The sequence below is a fragment of the Candidatus Poriferisodalis multihospitum genome, assembly GCF_028283155.1.
In the GTDB taxonomy this organism is placed as follows: Bacteria; Actinomycetota; Acidimicrobiia; order Acidimicrobiales; family Poriferisodalaceae; genus Poriferisodalis; species Poriferisodalis multihospitum.
On sequence record NZ_JAPYOK010000095.1, the window covers coordinates 12,387 to 36,681 of the forward strand.

The 24,295-nt window shown below is 67.3% G+C and carries 22 protein-coding genes; 6 read left to right on the plus strand and 16 right to left on the minus strand.

All coding sequences use genetic code 11. The features are described from left to right. Window positions 1-40: 40 nt before the first annotated feature. From VI480_RS10070 to VI480_RS10085, 4 genes are all read right to left on the minus strand, one after another. Entirely contained in the window at window positions 41-520 is a 480-nt protein-coding gene (locus VI480_RS10070) for a YceD family protein (RefSeq protein ID WP_323672705.1), read from the minus strand. A 77-nt stretch (window positions 521-597) separates the two neighbouring features. Next, complete coding sequence (locus VI480_RS10075) at window positions 598-1,371, minus strand: hypothetical protein (RefSeq protein WP_323672706.1); 774 nt, start codon at window positions 1,369-1,371, stop codon at window positions 598-600. After that, complete coding sequence (gene coaD / locus VI480_RS10080) at window positions 1,368-1,853, minus strand: pantetheine-phosphate adenylyltransferase (protein WP_323672707.1); 486 nt, start codon at window positions 1,851-1,853, stop codon at window positions 1,368-1,370. The genes VI480_RS10075 and coaD overlap by 4 nt, the downstream gene beginning before the upstream one ends. A gap of 116 nt (window positions 1,854-1,969) precedes the next feature. Beyond that, entirely contained in the window at window positions 1,970-2,149 is a 180-nt protein-coding gene (locus VI480_RS10085; RefSeq protein ID WP_323672708.1) for a hypothetical protein, read from the minus strand. A gap of 33 nt (window positions 2,150-2,182) precedes the next feature. On the opposite strand from VI480_RS10085, the gene rsmD reads away from it, so the two are divergent. Further along, window positions 2,183-2,737 (plus strand): 16S rRNA (guanine(966)-N(2))-methyltransferase RsmD, encoded by a 555-nt coding sequence (rsmD, locus tag VI480_RS10090; protein ID WP_323672709.1) that lies wholly within the window; start codon window positions 2,183-2,185, stop codon window positions 2,735-2,737. Here the strand turns inward: rsmD and recG are convergent. Continuing rightward, window positions 2,734-4,887: an ATP-dependent DNA helicase RecG gene (recG, locus tag VI480_RS10095; RefSeq protein WP_323672710.1), complete on the minus strand. Its 2,154-nt coding sequence runs from the start codon at window positions 4,885-4,887 to the stop codon at window positions 2,734-2,736. The genes rsmD and recG overlap by 4 nt on opposite strands. Window positions 4,888-4,934: 47 nt before the next feature. Further along, entirely contained in the window at window positions 4,935-6,794 is a 1,860-nt protein-coding gene (locus VI480_RS10100; RefSeq protein WP_323672711.1) for a DAK2 domain-containing protein, read from the minus strand. Between the two features lie 153 nt (window positions 6,795-6,947). Here VI480_RS10100 and VI480_RS10105 point away from each other — a divergent pair, with 153 nt between their 5' ends. Together VI480_RS10105 and VI480_RS10110 are read left to right on the plus strand one after the other, a co-directional pair. Further along, window positions 6,948-7,145 carry a hypothetical protein gene (locus VI480_RS10105; protein WP_323672712.1) on the plus strand — a complete coding sequence of 66 codons (198 nt, stop codon included), beginning with the start codon at window positions 6,948-6,950 and terminating at the stop codon, window positions 7,143-7,145. Window positions 7,146-7,194: 49 nt separating this feature from the next. Next, window positions 7,195-9,021: a phosphoenolpyruvate carboxykinase (GTP) gene (locus tag VI480_RS10110; protein ID WP_323672726.1), complete on the plus strand. Its 1,827-nt coding sequence runs from the start codon at window positions 7,195-7,197 to the stop codon at window positions 9,019-9,021. A 198-nt stretch (window positions 9,022-9,219) separates the two neighbouring features. On the opposite strand, the gene VI480_RS10115 is transcribed toward VI480_RS10110, so the two are convergent. From VI480_RS10115 to VI480_RS10125, 3 genes are all read right to left on the minus strand, one after another. Continuing rightward, the gene (locus tag VI480_RS10115) at window positions 9,220-9,639 is read right to left on the minus strand and encodes a hypothetical protein (RefSeq protein WP_323672713.1); all 420 of its coding nucleotides are present in this window, start codon (window positions 9,637-9,639) and stop codon (window positions 9,220-9,222) included. Further along, window positions 9,626-10,777, minus strand: a complete 1,152-nt coding sequence (locus VI480_RS10120) for a CaiB/BaiF CoA-transferase family protein (RefSeq protein WP_323672714.1) — start codon at window positions 10,775-10,777, stop codon at window positions 9,626-9,628. Before VI480_RS10120 ends, VI480_RS10115 begins: the two co-directional genes overlap by 14 nt. A gap of 102 nt (window positions 10,778-10,879) precedes the next feature. Then, a complete protein-coding gene (locus VI480_RS10125) occupies window positions 10,880-11,593 on the minus strand; it encodes a helical backbone metal receptor (RefSeq protein WP_323672715.1) in 714 nt (237 codons plus the stop codon). A 54-nt stretch (window positions 11,594-11,647) separates the two neighbouring features. Between VI480_RS10125 and VI480_RS10130 the strand changes: the two genes are divergently transcribed. Beyond that, window positions 11,648-13,606, plus strand: coding sequence for an ATP-dependent helicase (locus tag VI480_RS10130; RefSeq protein ID WP_323672716.1), 1,959 nt, complete (start codon window positions 11,648-11,650; stop codon window positions 13,604-13,606). 5 nt (window positions 13,607-13,611) lie between these two features. On the opposite strand, the gene VI480_RS10135 is transcribed toward VI480_RS10130, so the two are convergent. The 3 genes from VI480_RS10135 to VI480_RS10145 all read right to left on the minus strand — a co-directional run bounded on the left by VI480_RS10135 (window position 13,612) and on the right by VI480_RS10145 (window position 16,939). Next, on the minus strand, window positions 13,612-14,385 hold the full coding sequence (locus tag VI480_RS10135; RefSeq protein ID WP_323672717.1) for an exodeoxyribonuclease III: 774 nt from the start codon (window positions 14,383-14,385) through the stop codon (window positions 13,612-13,614). 164 nt (window positions 14,386-14,549) lie between these two features. Continuing rightward, window positions 14,550-16,274: an energy-dependent translational throttle protein EttA gene (ettA, locus tag VI480_RS10140; protein ID WP_323672718.1), complete on the minus strand. Its 1,725-nt coding sequence runs from the start codon at window positions 16,272-16,274 to the stop codon at window positions 14,550-14,552. Between the two features lie 35 nt (window positions 16,275-16,309). Further along, window positions 16,310-16,939 carry an HAD-IA family hydrolase gene (locus tag VI480_RS10145; protein ID WP_416246673.1) on the minus strand — a complete coding sequence of 210 codons (630 nt, stop codon included), beginning with the start codon at window positions 16,937-16,939 and terminating at the stop codon, window positions 16,310-16,312. A gap of 236 nt (window positions 16,940-17,175) precedes the next feature. Here VI480_RS10145 and VI480_RS10150 point away from each other — a divergent pair, with 236 nt between their 5' ends. After that, on the plus strand, window positions 17,176-17,469 hold the full coding sequence (locus VI480_RS10150) for a hypothetical protein (RefSeq protein ID WP_323672720.1): 294 nt from the start codon (window positions 17,176-17,178) through the stop codon (window positions 17,467-17,469). Window positions 17,470-17,581: 112 nt separating this feature from the next. On the opposite strand, the gene VI480_RS10155 is transcribed toward VI480_RS10150, so the two are convergent. The 4 genes from VI480_RS10155 to VI480_RS10170 form a co-directional block, all read right to left on the minus strand. Further along, window positions 17,582-18,304 carry an amino acid ABC transporter ATP-binding protein gene (locus tag VI480_RS10155; protein ID WP_416246674.1) on the minus strand — a complete coding sequence of 241 codons (723 nt, stop codon included), beginning with the start codon at window positions 18,302-18,304 and terminating at the stop codon, window positions 17,582-17,584. A 109-nt stretch (window positions 18,305-18,413) separates the two neighbouring features. Continuing rightward, the gene (locus VI480_RS10160) at window positions 18,414-20,423 is read right to left on the minus strand and encodes an amino acid ABC transporter permease (RefSeq protein WP_323672722.1); all 2,010 of its coding nucleotides are present in this window, start codon (window positions 20,421-20,423) and stop codon (window positions 18,414-18,416) included. A 1-nt stretch (window position 20,424) separates the two neighbouring features. Continuing rightward, entirely contained in the window at window positions 20,425-21,969 is a 1,545-nt protein-coding gene (locus VI480_RS10165; RefSeq protein ID WP_323672723.1) for an ABC transporter permease subunit, read from the minus strand. 188 nt (window positions 21,970-22,157) lie between these two features. Next, a complete protein-coding gene (locus VI480_RS10170) occupies window positions 22,158-23,327 on the minus strand; it encodes an amino acid ABC transporter substrate-binding protein (protein ID WP_323672724.1) in 1,170 nt (389 codons plus the stop codon). Window positions 23,328-23,546: 219 nt separating this feature from the next. Between VI480_RS10170 and VI480_RS10175 the strand changes: the two genes are divergently transcribed. After that, window positions 23,547-24,295 (plus strand): 3'(2'),5'-bisphosphate nucleotidase CysQ (locus tag VI480_RS10175; RefSeq protein ID WP_323672725.1); only part of this gene is annotated, 749 nt, incomplete at its 3' end.

Genomic DNA, 24,295 nt, shown 5'->3' on the forward strand with positions numbered 1-24,295 from the left:
CTATCCATTGGCGCTCCCAAGCCGACCCCTCACGTCGAGTTCAGGACGGCCCGTCCATGCGGCCCCGCAGCGCCTCCAGCGCCTCCCAGCGCGGATCTGCGAGCTCCGCCGGGCCGTCTTCGGCCGCATCTTCGCGGGCCTCGGCGAGCTCTGCAGGAAGGTTCGGGCACGGCTCGGGATGCGGGCACCGGATGGCCTCGATGGGCAGTTCCAGCAGCACCGCCTCTCGCACCATCGGAGTGAGATCTGCGTATTCGGGCCCGAGCCCATATTGCTCGCCTTCGCGGGGTTCGGCGGTGAACACCTCGCTGACCGCCGTCCGCACCTCCCCGTCGAGCGGCAGCCAGCAACGGGCGCACGGACCCGTCCAAGCGGCAGTGACCTCGCCGGCGACGCTGAGGCCGCCGCCGATCAGTTCCAGCGCCAATGCCACCTCGACATCACTGTCGAGCGGCACTTCGACATCGGCAATGCACAGGGGGTCTCGTGATTCGGGGTCGAGCAGTTCTGACGCTGGCACGGTCGCAGACCACGCGAGCTGACCATCCGAAATCAACCGCAGGGGAACAGACAGGGACCGCTGGCGGTCCCTCTTGCTCACATCTGATCCTGGTCGAACACCACTGGATGAGTGTCGGGCGAACGAGCATCAGGGCCGCGGCCAGCCGCTCCGGGTGCTCCGGTGCCTGCGGCGTCTCCCCCAGTGCGCACAGGCGGAGCACTCGGTGACGAAGGCGTCACCGGCGTCGCGGCACGCTTGCCGAGCTTTCGCCGAGCGGCCTGTACCGCAATCTGGACTTGGTCGACAGCGCTGGCGAACTGAGCGAGCTGCCGCTCGCAGTACTCGTCGACCTCGTGGCGGCGGCGGCGGGTCTGGATTCGGGCATCGTCGAGCAGCTGGCGCGCACGGCGCTCGGCTGCACGCACGACCTCGGTTCGCTGCACCATCTGCGCGACGCGGCTGCGCGCCTCATCGATGACCAGATTGGCGTCGACACGTGCCTGGGCAAGCACTTCATCACGCTCGCGAAGCAGCCAGCGAGCTTGGCGCGTCTCGTCGGGCACGGCCGCCAGCGCAGACTCGAGCAGGGTCATCACCTCGTCCCGATTGATCATGACCGAGGTGGACAGTGGCATCGGGCGAGCGGCGTCGATGATCTCCATGGCCTCATGGATGAACTGCTCGGCCGTCACCGAGGCAGGGCGCGGAGCGAGCGTTGCCGGGCCACGAGCGTGCGGTGACGTCGGCGTCTCCTCGGTGGTCGCCGCAGTCTCGAACGACGGCTGTCCGAACGGAGCCTGCGGCTGGGGCACTGCGGGGTGAACCCCCGACTGGGGCGGCGCCTCGACGCCCCCCTCGGACATGCTCATGTGCCCGCCTCCTGCGTGATGTGCTGTTGCAGTCGAGCGGCCACCGCGGGCGGGACGAGGTGCGAGCAGTCGCCGCCGAACTTGGTGATCTCCCGGATGTAGTTGGAAGCGATGAAGAGATGCTCGGTCCGCGGGGGGACGAAGACGGTCTCGATACCGGTGACCGATTGATTCATGTGCGCCATGCGCAACTCGGACTCGAAGTCGCTCTGGCTGCGAAGCCCCTTCACGATGACATCGGCACCGAGGCGCTGAGCAAGGTCCACGACCAGTTCTCCGAACTGCACCACCGAGACGTTGCCGAGATGGCGCGTCGCTTCGACGATCATGGCGACGCGCTCGTCATCGGAGAACAGGGGCGTGGCCTTGGCCGGATTCCGCATGGCCGCGACCGTGACCGAATCGAACAGCCGGGACGCCGCCGATATCACGTCGAGATGCCCGTTGTGCACAGGATCGAACGAGCCTGGATACATCGCCATGACCACCGAAAACGGTCCCTCCGGATCGATCCGTGTCCAGTGGGGCGACCGTACCGCGCCACGGTCGCGAATCGAGGGACCCTTCCCGCTGAGCCGAGGGTGAAGCGTGGCCCGGCTCAGCCTGCGGATTCGGTGTCGGGCACGATGAGATCCCAGCGGTCGCCGCAGTCAGCACAGCGGTAGGCGACGACATCTCCGGGCTGGAAGCCCCAGTCCGGCTCCGGCACGCTCAGCAGGCCGCAACGCCCGCCGCAGTCGACGCAGACGATCTCTGCGGGCACCGCGATGTCGTCCATGGTCGCAGTGTCGCATCCACGTACGGTGGCGCCATGCGCGTTGTCGGCGGGGTGTTGGGTGGTCGCCGCCTGGAGACGGTCAGCACGGATGCGATCCGACCCACATCGGACCGCGCCCGCGAGGCCATCTTCAACATGCTCGTGAGCCTGGAACTGCCCGACGGCGCCAGGGTGCTGGACCTGTTCGCCGGCTCCGGCGCGCTCGGCATCGAAGCGCTCTCGCGCGGTGCCGCGCACACCACGCTCGTGGACTCCGACGCAGCGGCCTGCCGCACCATTGCAGCGAACCTGACAGCACTCGGCATCAGCGATCGCGCCAAGGTGATCCGGTCTGACGTCGGCCGATATCTGGCGGCTCATGGCGACCCGGTCGACCTTGCGTTCGCCGATCCGCCCTACCGGTTCGACGGCTGGAGTGATGTCCTCGACACAGTGAACGCCAATGTGCTGGTGTGCGAATCGGACCGCGAGATCGAGCCCGGTTCGAACCATGCGTGGCAGACGCATCGCGTGCGCCGCTACGGCACGCCCGTCGTCACCCTGCTGGTGCGGCGAGACAGCACCGGTCCGCGAACAGCCTTGAGCTAGCTGCGCTGCAGGTAGTCAGGATCGCGACGGCTGGCGAACCAGTCGATCTCATCTGCGAGCGCCGGGTGCGCATCGAGATCCCCATCAGCGGCAATGAGATCGATTGCCGCGTCACGGGCAGCCTGTACCCAGGCGAGATCGCGGGCCAGCGATGCCAGTTTCAGATCGCTGCGTCCTGACTGCCGCTCGTCGAACAACGTGCCCTCGCCGCGGAGCTCGAGGTCACGTTCGGCCAGCTCGAACCCATCGTTCGAGTCCGAGAGTGCGGTCAGTCGTTCGACAGCAGTGGGAGTCGGATCGTCGTCGCTGACGAGATAGCACGACGACGCATCGCTGCCCCGACCTACCCGGCCCCGCAGCTGGTGCAACTGCGCGATGCCGAAACGGTCGGCAGACAGCACGACCATCACGGTGGCATTCGGAACGTCGATCCCGACTTCGATGACCGTCGTAGCGACCAGAGCATCCAGCTCCCCGGCCCGAAACCGGGCCATCGCACGTTCCTTGTCAGCGGGCGGCATGCGGCCGTGCAGCAGCCCGACCCGGAGACCGGCGAGCGAACCGGCCACGAGCTCGGTGTGCACGCGCTCTGCCGAACGCGCGTCCAGGCTCTCGCTCTCGGTGATCAGCGGGCAGACCACGTACGCCTGGCGACCGGACTCGACCTCATTGCGCACGTCCGACCACATCGACTCGACCGCCAGCGGACCGCGCACCCACTGCGTTGCGATGGGCGTGCGGCCCGGCGGCAGCTCGTCGAGCACCGAGACATCGAGATCGCCGTACACCGTCATCGCCGCCGTGCGAGGAATGGGTGTCGCGGTCATCACCAGCAGGTGGGGAATGCGGCGGTCGTCGCGGCCCCCCTCGCGGAGCTGGGCGCGCTGCGACACGCCGAATCGGTGCTGCTCGTCCACGACAACGACGCTGAGCGAGCCGAACTTCACCGACTCCTCAAGGAGGGCGTGCGTGCCCACGACGATGTCCGCAGCGCCTGTGGCGATCTCCACCAGCACCTCACGCCGCTGCGCCGCCGAACTCGAACCGCTGAGCAAGCGCAGGCGCAGCGGCCGCGTGCCGCCTAGCCGCTCCTCATCAGGGACTTCGAAACCGTCGAGCAAGGCCCGCAGAGCGATGAAGTGCTGTTCGGCGAGCACCTCCGTCGGCGCCATGAGCGCGCCTTGGTGGCGGTTCTGCACCGCAACGAGCAACGCGTGCAGGGCCACGAGCGTCTTACCGGACCCGACATCGCCCTGCAGCAGGCGGTGCATCGGGCGCACGGTGCTCACGTCGGCATCGATGTCGGCCATCGCACGGCGCTGCGCACTCGTCAACTCATAGGGAAGGAGACGGTGAAAGCCCTCGATGAGTGCACCGACTGGGTCGTGCGCGATGCCGAGCTCGTGGGCCTCGCGCGCCAGGCGCTGGCTGCGCAATACCAACTGCACCCGCAGGAGCTCGTCGAACACCAGTCGATCTCGCGCAGCAGCCTGATCGGACACGGAGGACGGCCCATGGATGTCGGCCAGCGCAGTCGCCCGGTCGATGACATCAAGCTGGCTCCGCAGCCAGTCCGGCAATGGATCGGCGATACCGCGGGCTGAACAACGCCGTTGCGCTTCCGCAACCCAGTTCGCAACATCCCACGTCACAATGCCGGCAGTTTCCGACTGCGCGTAGATCGCCACGATCTTGCCCGTGCGGTCCGAGGTGGAGCCGTCGCCCAGCACATCGACCACGGGATTGGTCATCTGCTTGCGGCCTCGATAGTTCTCCACCTTGCCGAACAGCGCCACGGTGCGCCCTTCGGTGAGCTGACGTTCACGCCACGCCTGGTTGAAGAACACGGCGCTGAGAACGCCGGTGGCATCGGCGACGTCGACGCTCACCAGTCGCCGACCTCCGCGGAGGCGGCGGCTCGACACTGCATGCACCTCGGCCACGACGGTGATCTCCGATCCGACAGCGGCCTCGCTGATCGGAGCTTGGGCCGTGCGGTCGACGTAGCGCCGGGGATAGTACGTGAGCAGATCGAACACAGACTCAACGCCGACTTCGGCCAGAGCCTTGCGGCGATGCGGGCCGACTCCGTTGAGCCGGTCAACGCTTATCGCATCGAGCTCCCGCAGCGTCAGCGGGCCCTTCGTCACCGTCCCCGCGGACCGGCCCGCAGCGGGCTGGCTGGGTTGGGGTGGGCTCATTCGATGCCGAAGAGGTACGGGTAGTGGTCCTGGCCGCCGACGTGACGCTCGACCTCGATGCCGGGCCAGTGCTCGGCGAGCCACGCCATCACTTCGGCGGTCTCGGCGACTTGGGCGCCCGCTCCTTCGATGAGCGTGAGGATCTCGTGGGTTGGGGTGAGCATGTTCTCGAGCAACCCGATAGCCGCCGCTGCCGCGGTGTCGCCGACAGCGGAGATGCCCCCGTCGTCGAGGCCGATCCACTGCCCGACGGCGACATCGCCTGTCGGTGCGGTCGTGTCACGCACTGCCTGGGTCACTTCTCCTGCCGACACCGCATCCGCGGCGCCGCCCATCGAAGCGGCGTTGGCGTCAGCGCTCGCGTCGGGGTCGTACCCGATGAGGGCTGCGAGGCCCGCAGGCACCGAGGTAGTCGCGACGACCGCCACTGTCTTGTCGGCGTGATCGCCCGCTTGCCGGGCCACTGGGACGATGTTGGAGTTGTTGGGCAGCACCACGACCTGCTGCGAAGGTGCGGACTCGATGGCCGCCAAGAGTTCAGCCGTCGAGGGATTCATCGTCTGCCCGCCGGTGACGAGCTCGTGGCAGCCCAGCGAAGCGAACATCTCATCGAGGCCCGCCGCAGGCGAGACCGTGACTACCGCACATCCCACGAGCGGTCGCTGCGCAGGCTCGGCCGAAGCCCCGCCCGCAGCACCTGCGTACGCACCGGGTTGGCCTGCATGCGCACCATGCGCACCGGGCTGGCCTGCGTGCGCACCATGGCCTCCCAAGCCGGCGACCTGCTCGTGGAGATCGGTGATCTGGATGCGATGCGGCCGTCCCACATCGATGCCTGCTTCGATGACAGGGCCGATGTCGTCGGTGTGGATATGGCAGTTCCACAGCCCGTCGCCGCCAACCATCACGATCGAGTCGCCCAGCGAGTCCCAGGCCATCTTGAAGTCGTCGATGTTCTCGTCAGGCGCCGCGAGCAGGAACATCACCTCGTATCGGGTGCCAGACGGATCGTGCACGTCGTGGCCGCCGGTTTCGTCACCGTCGAGGTAGCTGTGCAACTCGGCACGCTGCTCCGCGACCGGATCCGCAGCGACTCCCTGCAGACTCGCACCCGCGTTCCCATGCGCGATCACCTCGGCCACCTCGGCCGGCAGGTCTACGGCGTCGGGCAGCGGGCGCCCGTCCACGACGCTCAGCAAGGCGTCGAGCAGCAGCAAGTACCCCGCGGCGCCGGCGTCAACCACTCCGGCGTCGGCCAGCACCGGCAGCTGCTGCGGGGTCGCCTCCAACGCCTCCTGCCCCGCCTGCTTGGCACGCTCCAGCACGATGGCCAGCGCCCCGTCATCGTCGCCCCCCAGCGTGTGCAGTGCGCGCTCAGCAGCCTGCGCCGAGGCGCGCGCGACGCTCAGAATCGTCCCCTCCACCGGTCGCATGACCGCGCTGTCTGCGGCGGTGCTCGCGGCCACCAGGCCTTTGGCCAGCATCTCAGCGTCGATGGGCGGCTCTGCCTCGGGATGATCGTCACCCGGGGCCAGAGTCGAGGCCAGCCCCCGCAGCAACTGGCTGACGATGACGCCGCTGTTGCCGCGCGCTCCCATGAGCGCGCCATGCGAGATCGCTCGGCAGATGTCCCCCCTGCCGGCGCCGGACTGGAGCAATTCCTCGCTGACAGCCGCGAGCGTCAAGGCCATGTTGGTGCCGGTGTCGCCATCGGGCACGGGATAGACGTTGAGGCGATCGATCGTGACCCGGTGCTGGTTCAGCGCGGACTGATACCGCCGCATGACCTCGGCCAGTGCTTCGCTGTCCAGGCAGGGCAGAGCCCCCACGTCGATCTGAGCGTTGCGGTCGCTCATGACTGCCGAAGCTACAACGCGCCCGCGGCGACCGGTTGGTAGCGTTCCGGGGACTGCGCGGGCTGCCACGGCGGCCCGGCAGAATCCCAGCCACTGGAGGCGCATGTGCAAGGCGTCATCAAGTCGTACGACCCGGCATCGCGAGTCGGGATCGTGACTGACGATGTCACGCGCGCCGAGCACGAACTGGCCCCGAATGCCTTGGAGGGATCCATCTTCCGGATGGTGCGGCAGGGCCAGCGAGTGATCTACGACCTGGACGAACGGGGGCTCGCCACACGGCTGCGTCTCGGCTCAGAAGTGGACTTGGGGACACCTGAATGGATCACCGCCGGGGGGGAGACAGCGTGATCTGAGGCCGGGGCAATCGCGCCGGTCGAAGAGCGAGATACCAGTCTCAATTCGCGCTCAGGCGCGAGACTCGGACCCGGAGGACAACTTGCCTGCGACCACTCACCGCCAGCTGATCGATTGGGTCGATCATTGGGCCGGCGTGCTGCGACCCGATGCGGTCCACTGGTGCGACGGCTCACAAGCGGAATACGAGCAGCTCTGCAGTCAGATGGTGGAATCGGGGACTCTCATCCCGCTTGATTCCGACGCACGCCCCAACAGCTACCTCGCTCGGTCCGATCCGGGCGATGTCGCCCGCGTCGAAGACCGCACGTTCATCTGCACCGAGCGCGCCATTGACGCCGGTCCGAACAACAACTGGCGGGAACCTGCCGAGATGCGCGAGGAGCTGCTGAAGCTGTTCGAGGGCTCGATGCGCGGCAGAACCATGTACGTGGTGCCGTTCTCGATGGGACCGCTCGGCAGCCACATCGCCCACATCGGGGTCCAGCTCACCGACTCGCCGTACGTGGCAGCCTCCATGCGGATCATGACTCGCATGGGCCAGGCAGCGCTCGATGTGCTCGGCGACAGCGACTTCGTGCCCTGCATCCATTCGCTCGGCGCACCATTGGAAGCCGGTCAAGCTGACGTCCCGTGGCCGTGCGACGCGGACCGCAAGTACATCGTCCACTACCCCGAGACACGCGAAATCTGGTCCTACGGCTCTGGCTACGGCGGCAATGCCCTGCTCGGCAAGAAGTGCTTCGCGCTGCGAATCGCCTCGACCATGGCCCGCGACGAAGGCTGGCTGGCCGAGCACATGCTCATCGTGGGCGTGACTCCACCGCAAGGCGAGACCGTCTACGTGGCGGCAGCCTTCCCCTCCGCCTGCGGCAAGACGAACATGGCGATGATGATCCCCACGCTTCCCGGCTGGAAGATCCGCACCATCGGCGACGACATCGCCTGGATGAAGTTCGGCGACGACGGCCGCCTGCACGCCATCAATCCCGAGGCCGGCATCTTCGGCGTCGCGCCCAACACCGGCGCCGACACCAACCCGAGCGCGCTCGGGACAATGTGGGGCAACTGCGTATTCACCAATGTGGCGCAGACCCCTGCCGGCGACGTGTGGTGGGAGGGCCTCACGCCGGAACCGCCGGAGGGCCTCATCGACTGGCGCGGCAACGAGTGGTCGCCGTCCGACGGCACGCCCGCAGCCCATCCCAACGCCCGCTTCACGGCCCCTGCCTCTCAATGCCCCACCATTGCGCCCGAGTGGGAGGACCCCGCCGGCGTGCCCATCTCGGCCATCCTCTTCGGCGGCCGGCGCGCTACCACGGTGCCGCTCGTGGTCGAGGCCTTCGACTGGGAGCACGGCGTGTTCCTGGGCTCGCAGATGTCCTCGGAGAAGACAGCTGCCGCAGCAGGGACGGTGGGCGAGGTGCGGCGCGATCCCTTCGCGATGCTGCCGTTCTGCGGATACAACTTCGGCGACTACTTCCAGCACTGGTTGGACATCGGTGCGAAGCCGGGCACCCAGCTGCCGAAGCTGTACTACGTGAACTGGTTCCGCAAGGACGCCGACGGCAAGTTCATCTGGCCCGGCTTCGGTGACAACGCTCGAGTGCTCAAGTGGATACTGGAGCGGGTCGCCGGCCACGGTGAAGCAGTGCCGACCGCGATCGGTCTGGCGCCGCCGCCCGAAGCGCTCGACACCAGCGGCCTGGACCTGACCCCGGCAGAGATCGAAACGCTCCTCGGCGTCAACGAGGACGATTGGCGAGCCGAGATCGACATGATCGAGGCCCACTACCGGAATCTGGGCGAGCGCCTGCCCCCGCAGATGCGCCACCAGCTCGACCTGCTCGAAGCGCGACTCGGACTCTGACGGGCCGCACTGAGAGATGCATCCGCTGCGGGCGCGGCGGGATGGTCAAATACCAAGACCCATGCGCCACCCAAGAACCACCACAGGCTGCGGTGACGCAGCGGCGCCCAGCGCCTCGCCCCGAGCGCCCACAGCCCGGCCACGCCGTTCGACAGCACCATCGCCCAGCCGATTGCAGTGTGGACCGTCGCCCAGACCTCAGCGCTCATACGGCGGGACGTGCTGCGTGAACAGGTGGATGAACATCAGCAGGTTCTGGGCGTCTCCGTGGCCATTGGCGAGGTTCAGTTCGCCGGGACGGCGTGCCTCGGTGTCGCTGAGCTTCATGACGTCGAGCGCGCGCAGCAGCCCCACCGGGGCCCCAGCTGAAACCAACTCGCCGATGTCGCGCACGATGTGACGGCCCCGAAGTCCCTGAGACTGGATGAGGCTGCGCAGCAATAGGCGGGCCAGTGCGCAGGCGCTCGCCGGGGACACGTCGGCGACGGCGACAGCCTCGGCATACAGCGGCACGAGCTTGCGATCGAGCCCCGGAGGTGCGTCGCTCGGCTCTCGGCCCTCCTGCTCGCCGGCGCTGGCCGATCCCGCAGCGTCGGCTTCTGTGTCAGGCGACGGCACCGGTGTCGCGCAGCTTTGCGATGTCGTCGGGGTCGTAACCGGCAATGGCCAGCACGTCGTCGGTGTGCTGGCCGGGATGCGCGGGCGGCCCCTGAACGGCCTGAACCGTACGGCTGAAGCGAGGCGATGGGCTCGGCTGGATCACGCCGGCCACCTCGCAGAACACGTCACGGTGAACGTTGTGAGGATGCTGCGGGGCCTCCTCCAGCGTCAGCACCGGGGCGAAGCACACATCGGTGGCATCCATGATCTCGCACCACTCGTCGCGCTTCTTCGACTTGAAGACCTCGGCGATCCGATCCTTGAGCTCCGGCCACCGGCTGCGCGAGTGCTGCTTGGCGAACTCCGGATCGCTCTCGAGACCGGTGAGCCGCAGCAGCTCGGCGTAGAACTGCGGCTCGATCGACCCGACCGAGATGTAGTTGCCGTCAGCGCACTCATACACGTCGTAGAAGTGGCTGCCAGTGTCGAGCAAGTTGGTGCCCCGCTCGTCGTTCCACACGCCTAGTGCCCGCATCGAGTGGAACATGGCCATGAGCGTTGCCGCGCCGTCGACCATGGCTGCGTCGATCACCTGGCCTTGGCCCGACCGCTGCGACTCGAACAGCGCGCAGGCCACGCCGAACGCCAGCAGCATGCCCCCGCCGCCGAAGTCACCCACCAGATTGAGCGGCGCGATCGGCGGCTCGCCCTTGCGGCCGATGGGATCGAGCGCACCGGCCAGTGCGATGTAGTTGATGTCGTGCCCGGCACCCATGTGGTAGGGGCCCTCCTGGCCCCAGCCGGTCATGCGGCCGTAGACGAGCCGCGGGTTGCGTGCCAGACACTCGTCGGGCCCGATGCCGAGCCGTTCCATCACGCCGGGCCGGAATCCCTCGATGAGCGCGTCGGAATGCTCTATCAGGCGCAGCAGCGCCTCGACGCCGTCGGGGTTCTTGAGATCAAGCCCGATGGAGGCACGTCCGCGGGCGAGCACGTCGATCGGCGGCCTCGCAGGGTCACGGTCTCGCACGTTGGCCGAGCGGTCGACGCGGATGACCTCCGCACCCATGTCGGAAAGCATCATCCCGCAGAACGGTCCCGGGCCGATGCCCTGCAGCTCGATCACTCGCACACCTGCCAGCGGTCCTGTGCCCATCGTCACTCCTGTCCTTGTCGTGCGGTAGCCGGTTGACCTGCGGGTCACGCTACTGCGCGCCGTTGTGGACTTCCCCGAGTCACCAACGGGGCCGGGTCGCATTCAGGCCAACGCCCGCGCGATCGTCTGTGCCACGCGGGTCACGGCTGCAGGCGTGCGTGTCCCCCACCAGAAGAGATCCTGGCCGTCGATGAGATGGGCGGGCCCGATTGCGGTGAGTTCGTCGAAGTGCCGGCGGTGCCACTCGTATGGCTCGGTGGGAGCGAGGACCAGATCGATCGGCTCGCTGCGGAGGTCCTCCTCGCTCAGGGTGGGGTATGTCTCGGGCCGGTCGGCGAAGGCCACCTGCACGCCGCAGTACTCCAGCAGCGAGACGCCGTACGTAGCGGCGCCGACGGTCATGTACGGCCGCCGCCAGATCGGCACGAACACACGAACCGTCCGGGCACTGCCCGACGGGTGAGGCAGCGGCGGCAGTGCGGCGCGGTCAGGCAGCGGCTCGGGCTGCCAGTCGACGCCGATGCGACCTGCCAGCCGGGCCAGTTCTGGCGCGACATCGTCGAGAGTCGCAATGTGCAGCACCTCGACTTCGAGACCGGCCGCCAGCAGCGCGTCGTAGTCGTCACGCCGATTCTCTTCGCGGTCCACGACGACAAGATCGGGTTGCAACGCGGTGATGGCGGCGATGTCTGGATTCTTCGTGCCGCCGATGTGCTCCAAGTCGGGCCGCTCGCAGAAGCGGGTGCAGGCCACCGGATCGGCCCCCCAAGTCGCCAGCGTCTCCGTAGCGCTCGGGACAAGGCTGACAACTCGCACCTTCAGCAGCGTATGGCTGCCAACCCCAGGGTCAGAGGGGTCTAGGTTCGCCCCGTGAGCGATGCGGCGCCCGCGACGGATCCCGGTGAGGCTCTCCCGCCCGACGACAGACTCGATTCTGCCCAGCGCGCCGCAGTTCGTTCCCCAGCGGCGGCGTTGCTCGTGGTGGCCGGTCCGGGAAGCGGCAAGACCCGCGTGCTCACGCAGCGAATCGCGTGGCGAGCTGCCACCGAGTCGATGCAGCCACAGCGGGCGATGGCCGTGACGTTCACTCGCCGGGCTGCGAGGGAGCTCCGGTCGCGGCTGCGGCTAGCCGATGTCGACGACATGGGGCCGGTCGGCACGTTCCACTCCATTGCGCTTGCACAGGTCCGGCAGTACGACACAGACCACGGCCGGGCCGAACGAAAGATCCTGCCGAGCCGGGCTGCGCTCAGCGGCGAGCTGTCGGAGCAACTCCAGCGTTCGTTCGGCCCGCGGCCGCCGATCACCGTCGCCACCGCGCTGCGCGAGATCGACTGGGCCAAGGCGAGCGACCTGTCGGTCGCCGAGTATCGCGACGGGCCCGCGTCGCGCCGGCTCGGGCCAGCCGCAGCCGAAGCAGCCGCAGCGCTCTTCGGACACTTCGAGCGCACCAAGTCCCGCCGCCGGCTGCTCGACTTCGATGACTTGCTCTCCGAATGCACGCGCCTGATGCGCTCCGACGAGGACTTCGCGGCGGCTCGGCGCTGGCTCCACCGGCACTTCTTCGTCGACGAGTTCCAGGATCTCAACCGGCTGCAGTGGAACCTGCTGCAGGAGTGGATCGGCGGCGCCACAGCGGTGCACGACGGGACCGCCGACATCTGCGCCGTCGGCGACGCCGACCAGGCGATCTACGGATGGAACGGCGCCGACAGTCGCTACATCACCGGGTTCGAGCGCCATTTCGAAGGGGCGCAGATCTTCAGGCTCGAGCTCAACTATCGCAGCCACCCATCGCTGGTCACCGCCGCTCAGGCGGTGATGGAAAGAGACGGCGACCGAGAGGCTGAGCCCTGGGCCCGAGCGGCCGGCGAGCCTGCGTCGGTCGAAGGCAGGGAGCAAGAGCAGGAAGCAACAGGATCCGGCGGAAGGGCGCAAGCATCGGCGCGTCCGCACGAGACGGGTCCCGCGCCGACGGTGACAGCGTTCGACGATGCCGCAGCCGAGGCCGCCGGCATCGCTCGGTGGGTCGCTGATCGCCACGTCGGCCGGGTGCGCTGGGACTCGTTCGGTGTGCTCGCTCGTACGAACGCCCAGCTCGGTGACATCGCGACCGCTCTGGATGCCCGGGGCATCCCCTGCCGACTCAGCGGGCAGCGAAGCCCATTCCTGCAACTGCCCGCCACCCAGCAGCTGCTGGAGCGCCTTCGCGTCACCGGCGATCAGTTCTCGACTGCAGTCGCCGACATGCGGGCCGACGCGCTGGATGCCGAGCCGGACAACCGGCCTGAGCCGGCGCTGGAACGAGTGCTCGGCCTCGCCGACGCCTATCTCACCGAGATATCCCGCATGTCCGGCCGCAGGTCACCTCGCAGCGGCCCCACCGGAGAGGGCTTCGCAACCTGGGTCAGCCTGCTGTCGGCCAGCGACCGTGAGCTCACTGCGGACCTATTCGACAGCGACCGCTCAGGCGCCCGCTTCGATCTGCGCGACGGGGCCGTGACACTGGCGACCTTTCATGCAGCGAAGGGCTTGCAGTGGCATCACGTCGTGATCGCCGGCGTCGAGGACGGCCTTGTGCCCCTGCGCCGCAACGATCCCGAGGAACGGCGGCTGTTCTATGTCGCCGTCTCGCGAGCGGCACGCACGCTGCACTTCACGTGGGCACGACATCGATCCGGGCACGCGGCGGATCAGCCTCGCAGCCCCTCACCCTGGCTGGCTCAGATTGCGGCGGCCACCGCCGAGCCTCCCCCGCTGTCACCAGACGACGCCGCCTCCCGGCTGGCCGCCGCCCGAGCTGTTCTCGACAGTTCGCGCGACCGCTGAGCAACTCAGAGCGTGAGATCGGCAAAGACGGGGGTGTGGTCCGAGGGCTTGGTTCCCTTGCGAGCGTTGCGGTCGATGAGGCAGAACTGCGTGGCCGCGACCACCGGCACGGTGCCCAGCAGCAGGTCGATGCGCAGGCCGTGGCGCTTGTAGAACGCGCCGTCTCGATAGTCCCACCAGCTGTACAGGCCGTCCGCGTCGTAGTGCTCGCGGAAGATGTCGGTCAGCCCCCAATCGCACACCTCCGCGATGGCATCTCGCTCAGGATCGGTGACGTGGGTGCGCGGCTCAGGGTTGTCGGGATCCCACACGTCTCGGTCGTCGGGGCACACGTTGAAATCGCCGCCGACCAGCACCGGCTCGGCCGGATCGCACGTGGCCTCGAGGTGAGCGCGCAGGCGTCCCAGCCAGTCCAGCTTGTAGTGGTAGTGCTCGTGTTCGACGGCGCGGCCGTTGGGCACATACACCGAACTCACCGTGACGCCACCGCAGCGGGCCGAGATGATGCGTGCATCGGGGTCGGGCTCACGGCCGTCGGCGAAGCCAGCGACCGGATCCTCTATCCCGACGCTCGACAGGATGGCCACACCGTTCCAGCGGCCTTCGCCATGATGCACCGAGGCATAGCCCTGCGCGTCGAAGTGCTGGTGCGGGAACTGCTCGTCGGACATCTTGGTCTCTTGCAGCAGCAGAACGTCCGGCTCGGCGTAGTCGAGCCATTCATCGACCCGTTCCAGCCTGGCGTTCAGGCTGTTGACATTCCACGTGGCAATCCGCACCGGTTCGACGCTAACGGCTCAGCCTCTCGCTCTCCGCTCTTGTTCGCTGCGCTCACGGGCCGCTCGGGCCACGGCTTCGCCTGACGGCTCAGCCTCTCGCTCTCCGCTCTTGTTCGCTGCGCTCACGGGCCGCTCGGGCCACGGCTTCGCCTGACGGCTCAGCCTCAGCGGGCGAGCGGCTTGTAGGTGAGCCGAGTCGGATGCGCCGCGGCAGAGCCGCGGCCAGTGGATCCCGCATCGGCGCCCAGCTCGCGCTTGCGGAAAGCCTCGTAATCGGTGAAGTTGCCTTCGAACCAACGCACCACGCTGTCGCCTTCGAAGGCCAGCACGTGGGTCGCAATCCGGTCCAGGAACCAGCGGTCATGGCTGATGACCACGGCGCAGCCACCGAATGACTCCAAGGCCGCCTCGAGCGCACGCAGCGTGTCCACGTCAAGGTCGTTGGTGGGCTCGTCGAGCAACAGCACGTTGCATCCGCTGGTCAGCGTCCGGGCCAAGTGCACCCGGTTGCGCTCGCCGCCTGCGAGGTCGCCCACACGCTTCTGTTGATCTGAGCCGGTGAAGTTGAACGATGCGACGAAGGCCCGGCCGTTGACCTCGCGGGCACCGTCCAAGCCAGTGATGCGCAGCGTGTCGTGCCCACCGGTGATCTCTTCGTAGACCGTGCGGTCGGGGTCCAGCACCGCGCGTGACTGGTCCACGTACGCAATGTCGACCGTCTCGCCGATGGTGATGCTGCCCGCGTCGGGCTGCTCGTTGCCAACCAGCAGCCGGAACAGCGTGGTCTTGCCGGCACCGTTCGCGCCGACCACCCCGACGATGCCGCCCGGCGGCAAACGGAATGCAAGATCGTCGAACAGCAGCTTTTCGCCGTAGGCCTTCACAAGACCCTCGGCCTCGATGACCTGCGAGCCGAGACGACGTGACATCGGGATCGTGATCTGCAGCGCTTCTGCTCGGCGCTGCTCGTCAGCAGCCTTGCGGTGCGTCGCCAGCAGTTCCTCGTACGCGCTGACGCGTGCCCTGCTCTTCGCTTGCCGGGCCCGCGGCGACATGCGCACCCACTCCAGTTCCTGTGCCAGCGTGCGGGCGCGGGCGTCGGACTGACGCTGCTGCGAGACAAGCCGAGCGTTGCGGTGCTCGAGCCACGCGCTGTAGTTGCCTTCGAACGGATGCGTGCGGCCGTGATCGATCTCAAGAATCCAGCCGGCGACGTTGTCCAGGAAGTAGCGGTCGTGGGTGATCGCGACAACTGTCCCTGAATAGTCGGCCAGGAACCGCTCCAGCCATGAGACCGATTCCGCATCGAGGTGATTGGTCGGCTCGTCGAGAAGCAGCAGGTCGGGGTGGGACAGCAGCAGGCGGCATAGCGCCACGCGCCGTCGCTCCCCTCCCGACAGCGTGGTCACGTCAGCATCGCCAGGCGGCAGACGCAGGGCGTCCATCGCGATGGCAACCTGGCGATCCAGGTCCCAGGCATTGGCCGCGGCGATCCGATCCTCTAGCTCGGCTTGGCGGGTGCCGAGCGCGTCGAAATCAGCATCGGGCTCAGCCCAGCCGGCCATCACCTCCTCGTAGGCCGTCAGCAGGGCAGCAGTCTCGGCAACACCCGCCAACACGTTGCCCTCGACATCAAGGGCAGCGTCGAGTTCCGGCTCCTGGGGCAGCAATCCCACCGACGCCTCGGGCGCCAGCCTCGCGTCGCCGACATAGCCGTCGTCGAGGCCGGCCATGATGCGCAGCAGCGTGGACTTGCCCGAGCCGTTGTGGCCGATCACGCCGATCTTCGCACCCGGCAGGAACGCCAGCGTGACGTCGCGCAGAACTTCCCGGTCGGGCGGGTAGAAACGCCCGAGCTTGTGCAGCGTGTAGATGAACCCTGAATCCATCAGTGCATCGCCATCAGCACGTCACTGGCTGACGGTCATCGCAGCTCGAAGCCGACGAGTGCTTCCAGCTCGCGCAGGGCCTCGTCGGGATCGGTCACCTTGATGGCCGCCATGCCCATTGCTGCAGCCGGTTTGCAGTTGATGCCGAGGTCGTCGAGATATGCCGTGCGGGCCGGGTCGATGCCGAGCCGGTCACAGGCCAGTTCGTAGATCCGCGGATCGGGCTTGCGCAGGCCGACTACCGACGACTCGATCACCACGCCGAACAGCTTCATCACTTCGGCGATCGCCGCGGCGGTGCCGGCGTCCCGGGACATGCCGGCGCCGTGGCCTGTTCTCACGTTGTTGGTGATGCAGCCCACGGGCAGGCGCGCCGCGAGGACCTCCAGCGCACGCACCATCCGCGGGCGCAGCCCGCCGCTGAGGCACGCCAGTACCTGCGCGCCCGACATCTCGTATCCCCGGTCGGCAGCCTCTGCCTCGAACAGCTCAGCGAATTCGTCGACGCTGACCTCGCTGCGCTCGAGTCGCGCCCACGCATTGGTGTCGGGATTGGTGGCGTTGATCTGCCGGATGGTGTCGCGGGGCACACCGATGCGATCCTCGTAGCGGTTGAACGCTTCGAATGGGCTCTCGGTGATGACCCCGCCGAAGTCGAACAGCACGGCGTCGACGGTCGCCGTAGCGGACGGGCTGTTGCCTCCGGCGCGAGGCGATGGATCGGCCGTGCTGGGTGAGCCCTCGGACACGGACCGGCACGTTATCCACGAAGCGGCCGGTCGTCACCATAACGCGCACATCGCGCGATTATCGGGCAATACTTCGCGCGTGACGTGCATGAATTCGCGCTTATCGCGCGAATATCCACCTAGAGCGCGCGAGCGTTCGCTAGGGTCCCGCCATGGCTACGGACACCTCGGCGTCGTCATCTTCGATTGCAGCAGAGACCGCTGCAACGGAGACCGCTGCACCGAAACGCAAGCGGTGGAAGAGCAGGGCGGTGTCGCGCACGGTGGACGCTGGCAACTCGGCATACTGCGCCGTCTGCGATGAGCTCATCAAGTTCCGGGCGCGCATCCGTGCGGAGCAGATCATCTGCAACGTGTACGTGAAGAACCGTTGGGACCGCGTGGAGCACTACCACCCAGAGTGCTACGAGGAAGCTGGCGCCCCCTACGGCGAACCCAAGGGCTAAGCCGGTTAGCACCGGGGACACAGCTGCGGAGGCGGCTGCTGATTCTGCGACGTTGCGACCTGCTGGATCGCTGGTCGCAGAATCAGCAGCCGCTTCCGCGGCGGGCGCGCAACTAGAGCACTTGGCTCAGGAACAGCTTGGTGCGCTCCTCTGCGGGCTCCGTGAAGAAGTGGTGAGGCGTGCCCACCTCCACGATCTCGCCTTCCTCCATGAAGATGATCCGATCGGCCACCTCACGTGCGAAGCCCATCTCGTGCGTCACGACCATCATGGTCATGCCCGAGCGTGCCAACTCCTCCATCACGTCGAGCACTTCTTTGATCATCTCGGGGTCGAGCGCCGAGGTGGGCTCGTCGAACAGCATGACGCGCGGTTCCATCGCCAGCGCTCGCGCGATCGCCACGCGCTGCTGCTGACCGCCTGAGAGCTGGCCGGGGAATTTCTGTGCTTGCTCAGGGATGCCCACGCGCTCCAGCAGCGACTCGGCCAGTTCCTCTGCCTCGGGTCGCGACTTGCGGCGCACCCAGATCGGGGCCAGCGTGATGTTGTCCATCACCGTCAGGTGCGGGAACAGGTTGAACTGCTGGAAAACCATGCCCACTTCGGATCGGATCTTCTCAATGTTGCGCAGGTCGTTGGTCAGCTCGATGCCGTCCACGATGATCTGACCGCTCTGGTGTGCCTCCAGCCGGTTGATGCATCTGATCCAGGTGCTCTTGCCCGATCCGGAGGGCCCCAGCACAACGACGATCTCCTGCTCCTTGATCGTTGCAGTGATGCCGCTCAGGGCCTGAAAATCGCCGAACCACTTGTCGACGTCACGGCACACGATCATGTCGTCGCGTGCGGCGAGCTCGTCGGACACCGCGATCGTGGCGTCACCGTGGGCCGGTTGCGTGCTCATGGTCGATTCCCCTCTGTCCGCGATGAATGGCTGTTCCCGCTCATCGCTGGCCCAATCCCACACGTTGCTCGAGCCGCTGGCTGTACTTCGACATCGCGAACGCCACCACCCAATACACCACCGAGATGAACAGCAGCCCCTCGCGCCGCACCCCCAGGAACTGCGACTGGTTCGGTACCACCGAGTTGGCCATGCGCAGGAAGTCGAACAGCCCGATGATGGCGAGCAGCGAGGTTTCCTTGAACGTGGCGATCACCTGACCCACCAGGGGCGGGATGGACACCCGCAAGGACTGGGGCAGCACGATGAATCCGGTGCGCTGGGTGGTGGTCAGCCCGACGGCATCGGCCGCTTCATACTGCCCGCGGCGGATCGACTGCAACCCGCCGCGCACGTTCTCCGCCAGGTATGCCGCGGAGAACAGCGTGTAGCCCAGGATCGCAGCGGCCAACTCGGCGATCTCCATGCCGTCGGGCAGGAACAGCGGCAGCACGCCGGAGAAGAACAGCAGCAGCGTGATCAGGGGAACGCCGCGGATCACCTCGATGTAGACCGTGGAGAGCACCCGGAAGATCGGCTGGCGCGAGGTCCGAGCCAGTGCCAGCAGCACCCCGATCGGGAACGACAGCATGATCGTCAGCACCGAGACCAGCAGCGTGACGCTGAACCCGCCTATGAACATGTCTGTCGGTGTCTCGATAGTCGACGGCGCATTGATGACGGTTGCGCCATAGAAGACCAGCAGCACCACGAACAGCCACGCCCCCACCAGCCTGCGCCGCTGGGCGGCCACGCCGGCGAAGTTCGGCGCCAGTAGCCCGGCGACCGCGAGGAGCAGGAAGGCGATGCGCGCCACCTGCAGCATCGAGTACCAGCCGAAGAACGCCGCCACCCAGTGAAATGCGGCCAACAACAGCAGGCCGATCGCCGCCAGGCGCCCCACCTCGCCGGCGTCGCTGCGCGTCAACCACCACAGCACTGCCGAGCCCACCACGCCGAAGGCCAGCCCCATCGGCAGCATGGTGGAGAACACGTGGGCGTAGTCGATCTCGGGATCGCGCATGACCACCCAGTAGAGGAAGAAGGGGCTCAGCACCCATGCCAGATTGACGGTCGCTCGGGTCTTCGCCAGGGCACCCCGGGGCAATTCCGGAGTCGCTTCGTCTTCGGCTCCCTCGTCATCATTAGCCGCGTCGGGAACTGCTTGCGATGAGGCAATGGCGCGGCTGCGTGCTACTCGGCCGATCCCAAAGCAGCCGATCAGCAACAGCCAAATGACCGTCCACGGCACCCTCGTGCTCATCGCCACGAGCTGTCCAGGTTCGGCGATGAACTCGCCGTCGGCGAATGCGTAGTGCCCGTAGCGAATCACCCAGGTGGACGCCACCAGCAGCCCGGGCAATCCGAACACGAGCCAGGCGACGGGGATCTCGCTCGTGCGACGGGCCAGGTCATCGAAACGCAGCCACAGCGCCAGACCAAGCCCGAACAGCACGAGCGCGACGGCCCACCACACCCATCGATCCGCCATCGCGGCTGCGAACGACTCGCGCACTAGCTCGCCGGCGTCGTCGCGCACCGTCTCCCCTGCTGCATCGGTGAGTACGCTCGGTTCGCGTATCAGCACACCGACGGCAACGAGGCCGCCTCCCGACATCAGCCAGCCCATCAGTCGCTTCAGGGTCACGCCGCCCCAGCGGGCCCAGATGCCGGCACTCAGGCCCGCGAGCACCACGACGAGCCCGACCGTCACCCACACGCGGATGTACTGGTGCTCGGGATAGGCCTGCGTGAACATGAGCCGCAGATTGGTGCGTACCGCAATCCACGAGCGCTCCTCGCTGAACATGAAGTTCAGCAGTCCCCGGTAGGTGAACAGCGCAACGAGGATCGCGAAGACGGTCAGAATCGAGTTGCGGGCGTTGGGGAAGAGGTTCTCGCGGATCCAACGACCGGGCGGCAGGCTGGGCCGGTCGGGCGGGCTCGCCGCGGGGCCCACGGGCTCAGCCGCGAGAGCGGTCGGTGCAGCGGGCGGCATCGGATCGGTCACGTCAACGCTCCACGATCCGCAGCCGGATATTGAAGAAATTGACGGCCGCGGAGATCGTCAGCGAGCAGGCAAGGTAGAACAGCATCCACACCGCCATGACCTGCAGCGTCTTGCCGGTCTGGTTGTAGACGGTCTGGCCGATCTGAACGAGATCGCTGTAACCCACGGCGATGGCCAGCGACGTGTTCTTGGTGAGGTTCAGATACTGGTTACCGACAGGCGGCAGGATCACCCGCAGGGCCTGGGGCAGGATCACCCGTCGCAGCGCTGTCGAGCGCCGCAAGCCCACCGCCTGTGCCGCCTCGCTCTGGCCCTTGGGTACTGCCAAGATGCCGCCGCGAACGATCTCGGCGATGAACGCTGCGGTGTAGAACACGACGCCGAAGTAGACGGCGGCGAAGCCGATGGGCAAGTTCAAACCGGCTGGCCCGTAGTTGGGGAAGTTGCCTGGCTGCACGATGTCGGGCCGCATGGCATCGATCGGCGCACCGGTCCGTCCATTGCCGAACTTGTCTGCCAGCACGCCGAGGCCGTCGCTCGATGAATTGACGATCCAGCTCGACAGTCCGGGCCACAGCACAGCCACGAAGAGCACGACGATCGCCGCTCCTGCGACGGCGAAGATCATGCGGAACCAGTCGTCGTCGGTGAGGCGCACGAGACCCGCCGGCGTGCGGTGTTGCGCGAGGAAGCGGCGTATCCACCACACTGCCACCCCCGCCGCGGCCAGCGCGGCGACGAGCTGCACCGCGCCCTGCGGGATCGAGCCGACCGCGTCCGACAGGCCGCCGAAGATGCCCCCCAGCCAACCGAAGATGGGGTGCACCCACCACCCCACGATGGCGAAGACGGCGACGATTCCCGTTGCCCAGGCGCCGGCATTGGTCTGCATTCCGGTCTGCTCGCGCCGAGCCGCCAACCGCTTGAAGACGACACGCGCAATGACGCCCCCGATCAGCATGAGGACGGCCCACTGGTAGAAGCCGTCGGCTACGAAGACCCGAGGGATTGACAGGCCCTTGTTGGACAGGTGAATCCAGCCGGGGATTGGCCCCATGCCGAACGAGACGTTCGGGAGCGATGCCAGCACTGCGGCATACACCAGGATCTGCACCAGCAGCGGGATGTTGCGCAACGCCTCCACGTACACGCCTGCGAGGCGCCGCAGCGGCCAGTTGGAGGACAGCCGGGCCAGACCCACCAGCACGCCGACCACCGAGGCGAGCGCAATGCCCGCGGCCGCCATCCGGATGGTGTTCACCATGCCGACCCACAGCGCCCGTCCGCCCGTATCAGGGTTCGTGTCGATCCCCCAGCCCACCTTGATGCCGATGTGATCGGAGATGAAGTCGAAGTCGATGTTCGCGCCGCGGGCTCGCAGGCTGTCCCCCGCCTCGGTGGCGAGGAACCACATTGCCGCCAAGACGAGAATGAGCGTGCCGACCTGCGCGATCCAGCGCACGACCGTCGCGTCCCGGTAGAACGGCGGACGGGTTCCCAGCGTGCTCAGGGAGGCGTCATGGTCCGGCGCTCGGGGGTCGCTCACCGCAGGTCACCCTACGCGACGAGGTCGCATGCATCGGGCTATTGCATCGGGTGCATTGAGTCATGCAGTGATCGGCTTCTTGCGCCGAAGCGCGCAACGGCCCCCGACCCGGTTGGGTCGGGGGCCGTGCCAGTTGCAGTGATCACTTGCCTGCCGGGCGGGGCTGCGCCCAGCCGGCAGGCATGCGATCAGCGAGCAGGCGGTGCGTAGATGAGGCCGCCCGCGGTCCAGCGCGCGTTCGCCGAGCCGTCACGGCTCAGGCCAACGGGGCCGAGATTGCGGGTGTAGACCTCGTCGTAGTTCCCGACCTGGCTGATCACGTTGTAGAACGCATCGGCCGACAGACCCATCTTGGTCTGCAGCTCGCCCTCGCCGCCGAGCATGCGGACCGCCTCAGCGTCGAGGTCGCCGCTGCCCATCATCGAGTCGATGTTGGCCGAGGTGATGCCCTTCTCATCAGCGATGATCATGGCGTACACGGTCCAGTTCACGACATCGCCGAAGTTCGACTGGTTCTGGATGTAGACCGGACCCAGCGGCTCCTTCGAGATCGGCGTCGGCGGGAAGATCACCCAGTTCTGGTCGCCCTCCTGCTTCACCTTGCGACCGACCAGCGCCGAGCCGTCGGTGGTCACCGCATCGCACGCACCCGAGATGAAGTTCTCGGTGACGATGTCGAAGTCCTCGAAGGTGGACAGCGTGATCTCGATGCCGGCTGCATTCGCAGCATCGGCAATGTTCTTCTCGGTGGTCGTGCCGGCGTTAGTGCACACCGTGGCGCCATCGAGATCTGACACTGTCGACGTGCCCGAGAAGCCGTCATCGACGCGGGCCATGAGCTGCTGGCCGTCGTAGTAGGTGGTCGGCCCGAAGTCGAGCACGAGGTCAGTGTCTCGGCTCTGAGTCCAGGTGGTGTTGCGCACCAGCAAGTCGATGTCGCCGGCCTCCAGCGCCGTGAAGCGCTCGGCCGCCGTCAGCGGCACGAAGTTGACCGCTCCGGCATCGCCCAGGATCGCTGCGGCTACTGCACGGCAGTAGTCGGCATCGAAGCCGGTCGTGCTGCCATCAGGCTGCGTCTCCGAGAAGGCCACTGCCGAGCCGCTGACGCCACAGTTGAGGGTGCCGCGATCTTGGACCACCGCGAGCAAGTCGCCGGCGTCCTGCGTCATTGCGACTTCGGCTTCCGGTTCTTCGGCCGCTGCCTCTGCTTCGGTTGTCGCCGCCGGCTCGTCGCCATCAACATCCTGATCGTCGCCGTCGTCAGAGCCGCATGCCGCAGCCACCAACGCGATCGCCATCAGCACGCCGCCGAGTCGCAACGCAGACCGCCGAGAAATCGGCGCGATTCGTCTATTCATAGAGAACATTCCCTCCATCGGTTGTCCATGACGCAGGCGCGCGATGCGCGGTGTTGCACTCCGCCGCACCTGACGATCCGCGAGGCTACCCGTACGGGTTTGCAGCCCCGACACACTGGGGCGAACAACAACGTCTGCAATCGGCAGGCATGCTGCCGCGGGCCGCTTCGAACTCGCCGCCGGCGTGTTGCAAGCGCGTCCAGAGGGCACACTTGACCGATGGCCCAACCCGACGACCATGCTCTTGCCGCGAGCGTGGCCACCGAGACCGGGGCCCTGCTGGTGGAGGTCCGCGATCGACTCTTCAGCTCGGGGGCCGGGACTTGGGAAGTCCGTGACACGGGCGATTCCGAGGCCCACCGGCACATCGTGAATCGACTGTCCGAAGAACGGCCCGATGACGCCATCCTCTCTGAGGAAGGGCGCGACGATCTCGCTCGCCTGTCCGCGGACCGCGTCTGGATAGTGGACCCTCTGGATGGAACGCGTGAGTATTCCGAACCCGGCCGCTCGGACTGGGCAGTGCATGTGGCTCTCGTCGAGAACGGTGTGCCCACTGCGGGCGCGGTGGCGCTGCCAGCGGTCGGGCAGACACTGTGCACCGATCCCGAGCCGGTCCTGCCAGCACCGCACAACGGGCAGCCCCGCCTCGTCGTCAGCAGGTCGCGCCCGCCGGCGGCGGCGGTCATCATCGCCCAGGCGCTCGACGCCGAGCTGATGACACTCGGCTCCGCCGGTGCCAAGGCCATGGCCGTGGTGCTCGGCATGGCTGACATCTACGCCCATTCGGGAGGCCAATTCGAGTGGGACAACTGTGCACCAGTGGCGGTGGCACGCGCGGCGGGCCTGCACGCCAGCCGTTGCGACGGATCGGATCTCGAATACAACTTCGCCGACCCATGGCTGCCCGATCTGCTGATCTGCCGCCCCGAACTCGCCGCCGATGCCCTCGAGGCCCTGCGGCAGGT

Coding starts and splice junctions, on each gene's coding strand:
- VI480_RS10075 (WP_323672706.1), bottom strand. CDS start 1,371: ATGAGCATGTCCGAGGGGGGCGTCGAGGCGCCGCCCCAGTCGGGGGTT.
- coaD (WP_323672707.1), bottom strand. CDS start 1,853: ATGGCGATGTATCCAGGCTCGTTCGATCCTGTGCACAACGGGCATCTC.
- VI480_RS10085 (WP_323672708.1), bottom strand. CDS start 2,149: ATGGACGACATCGCGGTGCCCGCAGAGATCGTCTGCGTCGACTGCGGC.
- rsmD (WP_323672709.1), top strand. CDS start 2,183: ATGCGCGTTGTCGGCGGGGTGTTGGGTGGTCGCCGCCTGGAGACGGTC.
- VI480_RS10100 (WP_323672711.1), bottom strand. CDS start 6,794: ATGAGCGACCGCAACGCTCAGATCGACGTGGGGGCTCTGCCCTGCCTG.
- VI480_RS10120 (WP_323672714.1), bottom strand. CDS start 10,777: ATGGGCACAGGACCGCTGGCAGGTGTGCGAGTGATCGAGCTGCAGGGC.
- ettA (WP_323672718.1), bottom strand. CDS start 16,274: ATGGATTCAGGGTTCATCTACACGCTGCACAAGCTCGGGCGTTTCTAC.
- VI480_RS10150 (WP_323672720.1), top strand. CDS start 17,176: ATGGCTACGGACACCTCGGCGTCGTCATCTTCGATTGCAGCAGAGACC.
- VI480_RS10155 (WP_416246674.1), bottom strand. CDS start 18,304: ATGATCGTGTGCCGTGACGTCGACAAGTGGTTCGGCGATTTTCAGGCC.
- VI480_RS10170 (WP_323672724.1), bottom strand. CDS start 23,327: ATGAATAGACGAATCGCGCCGATTTCTCGGCGGTCTGCGTTGCGACTC.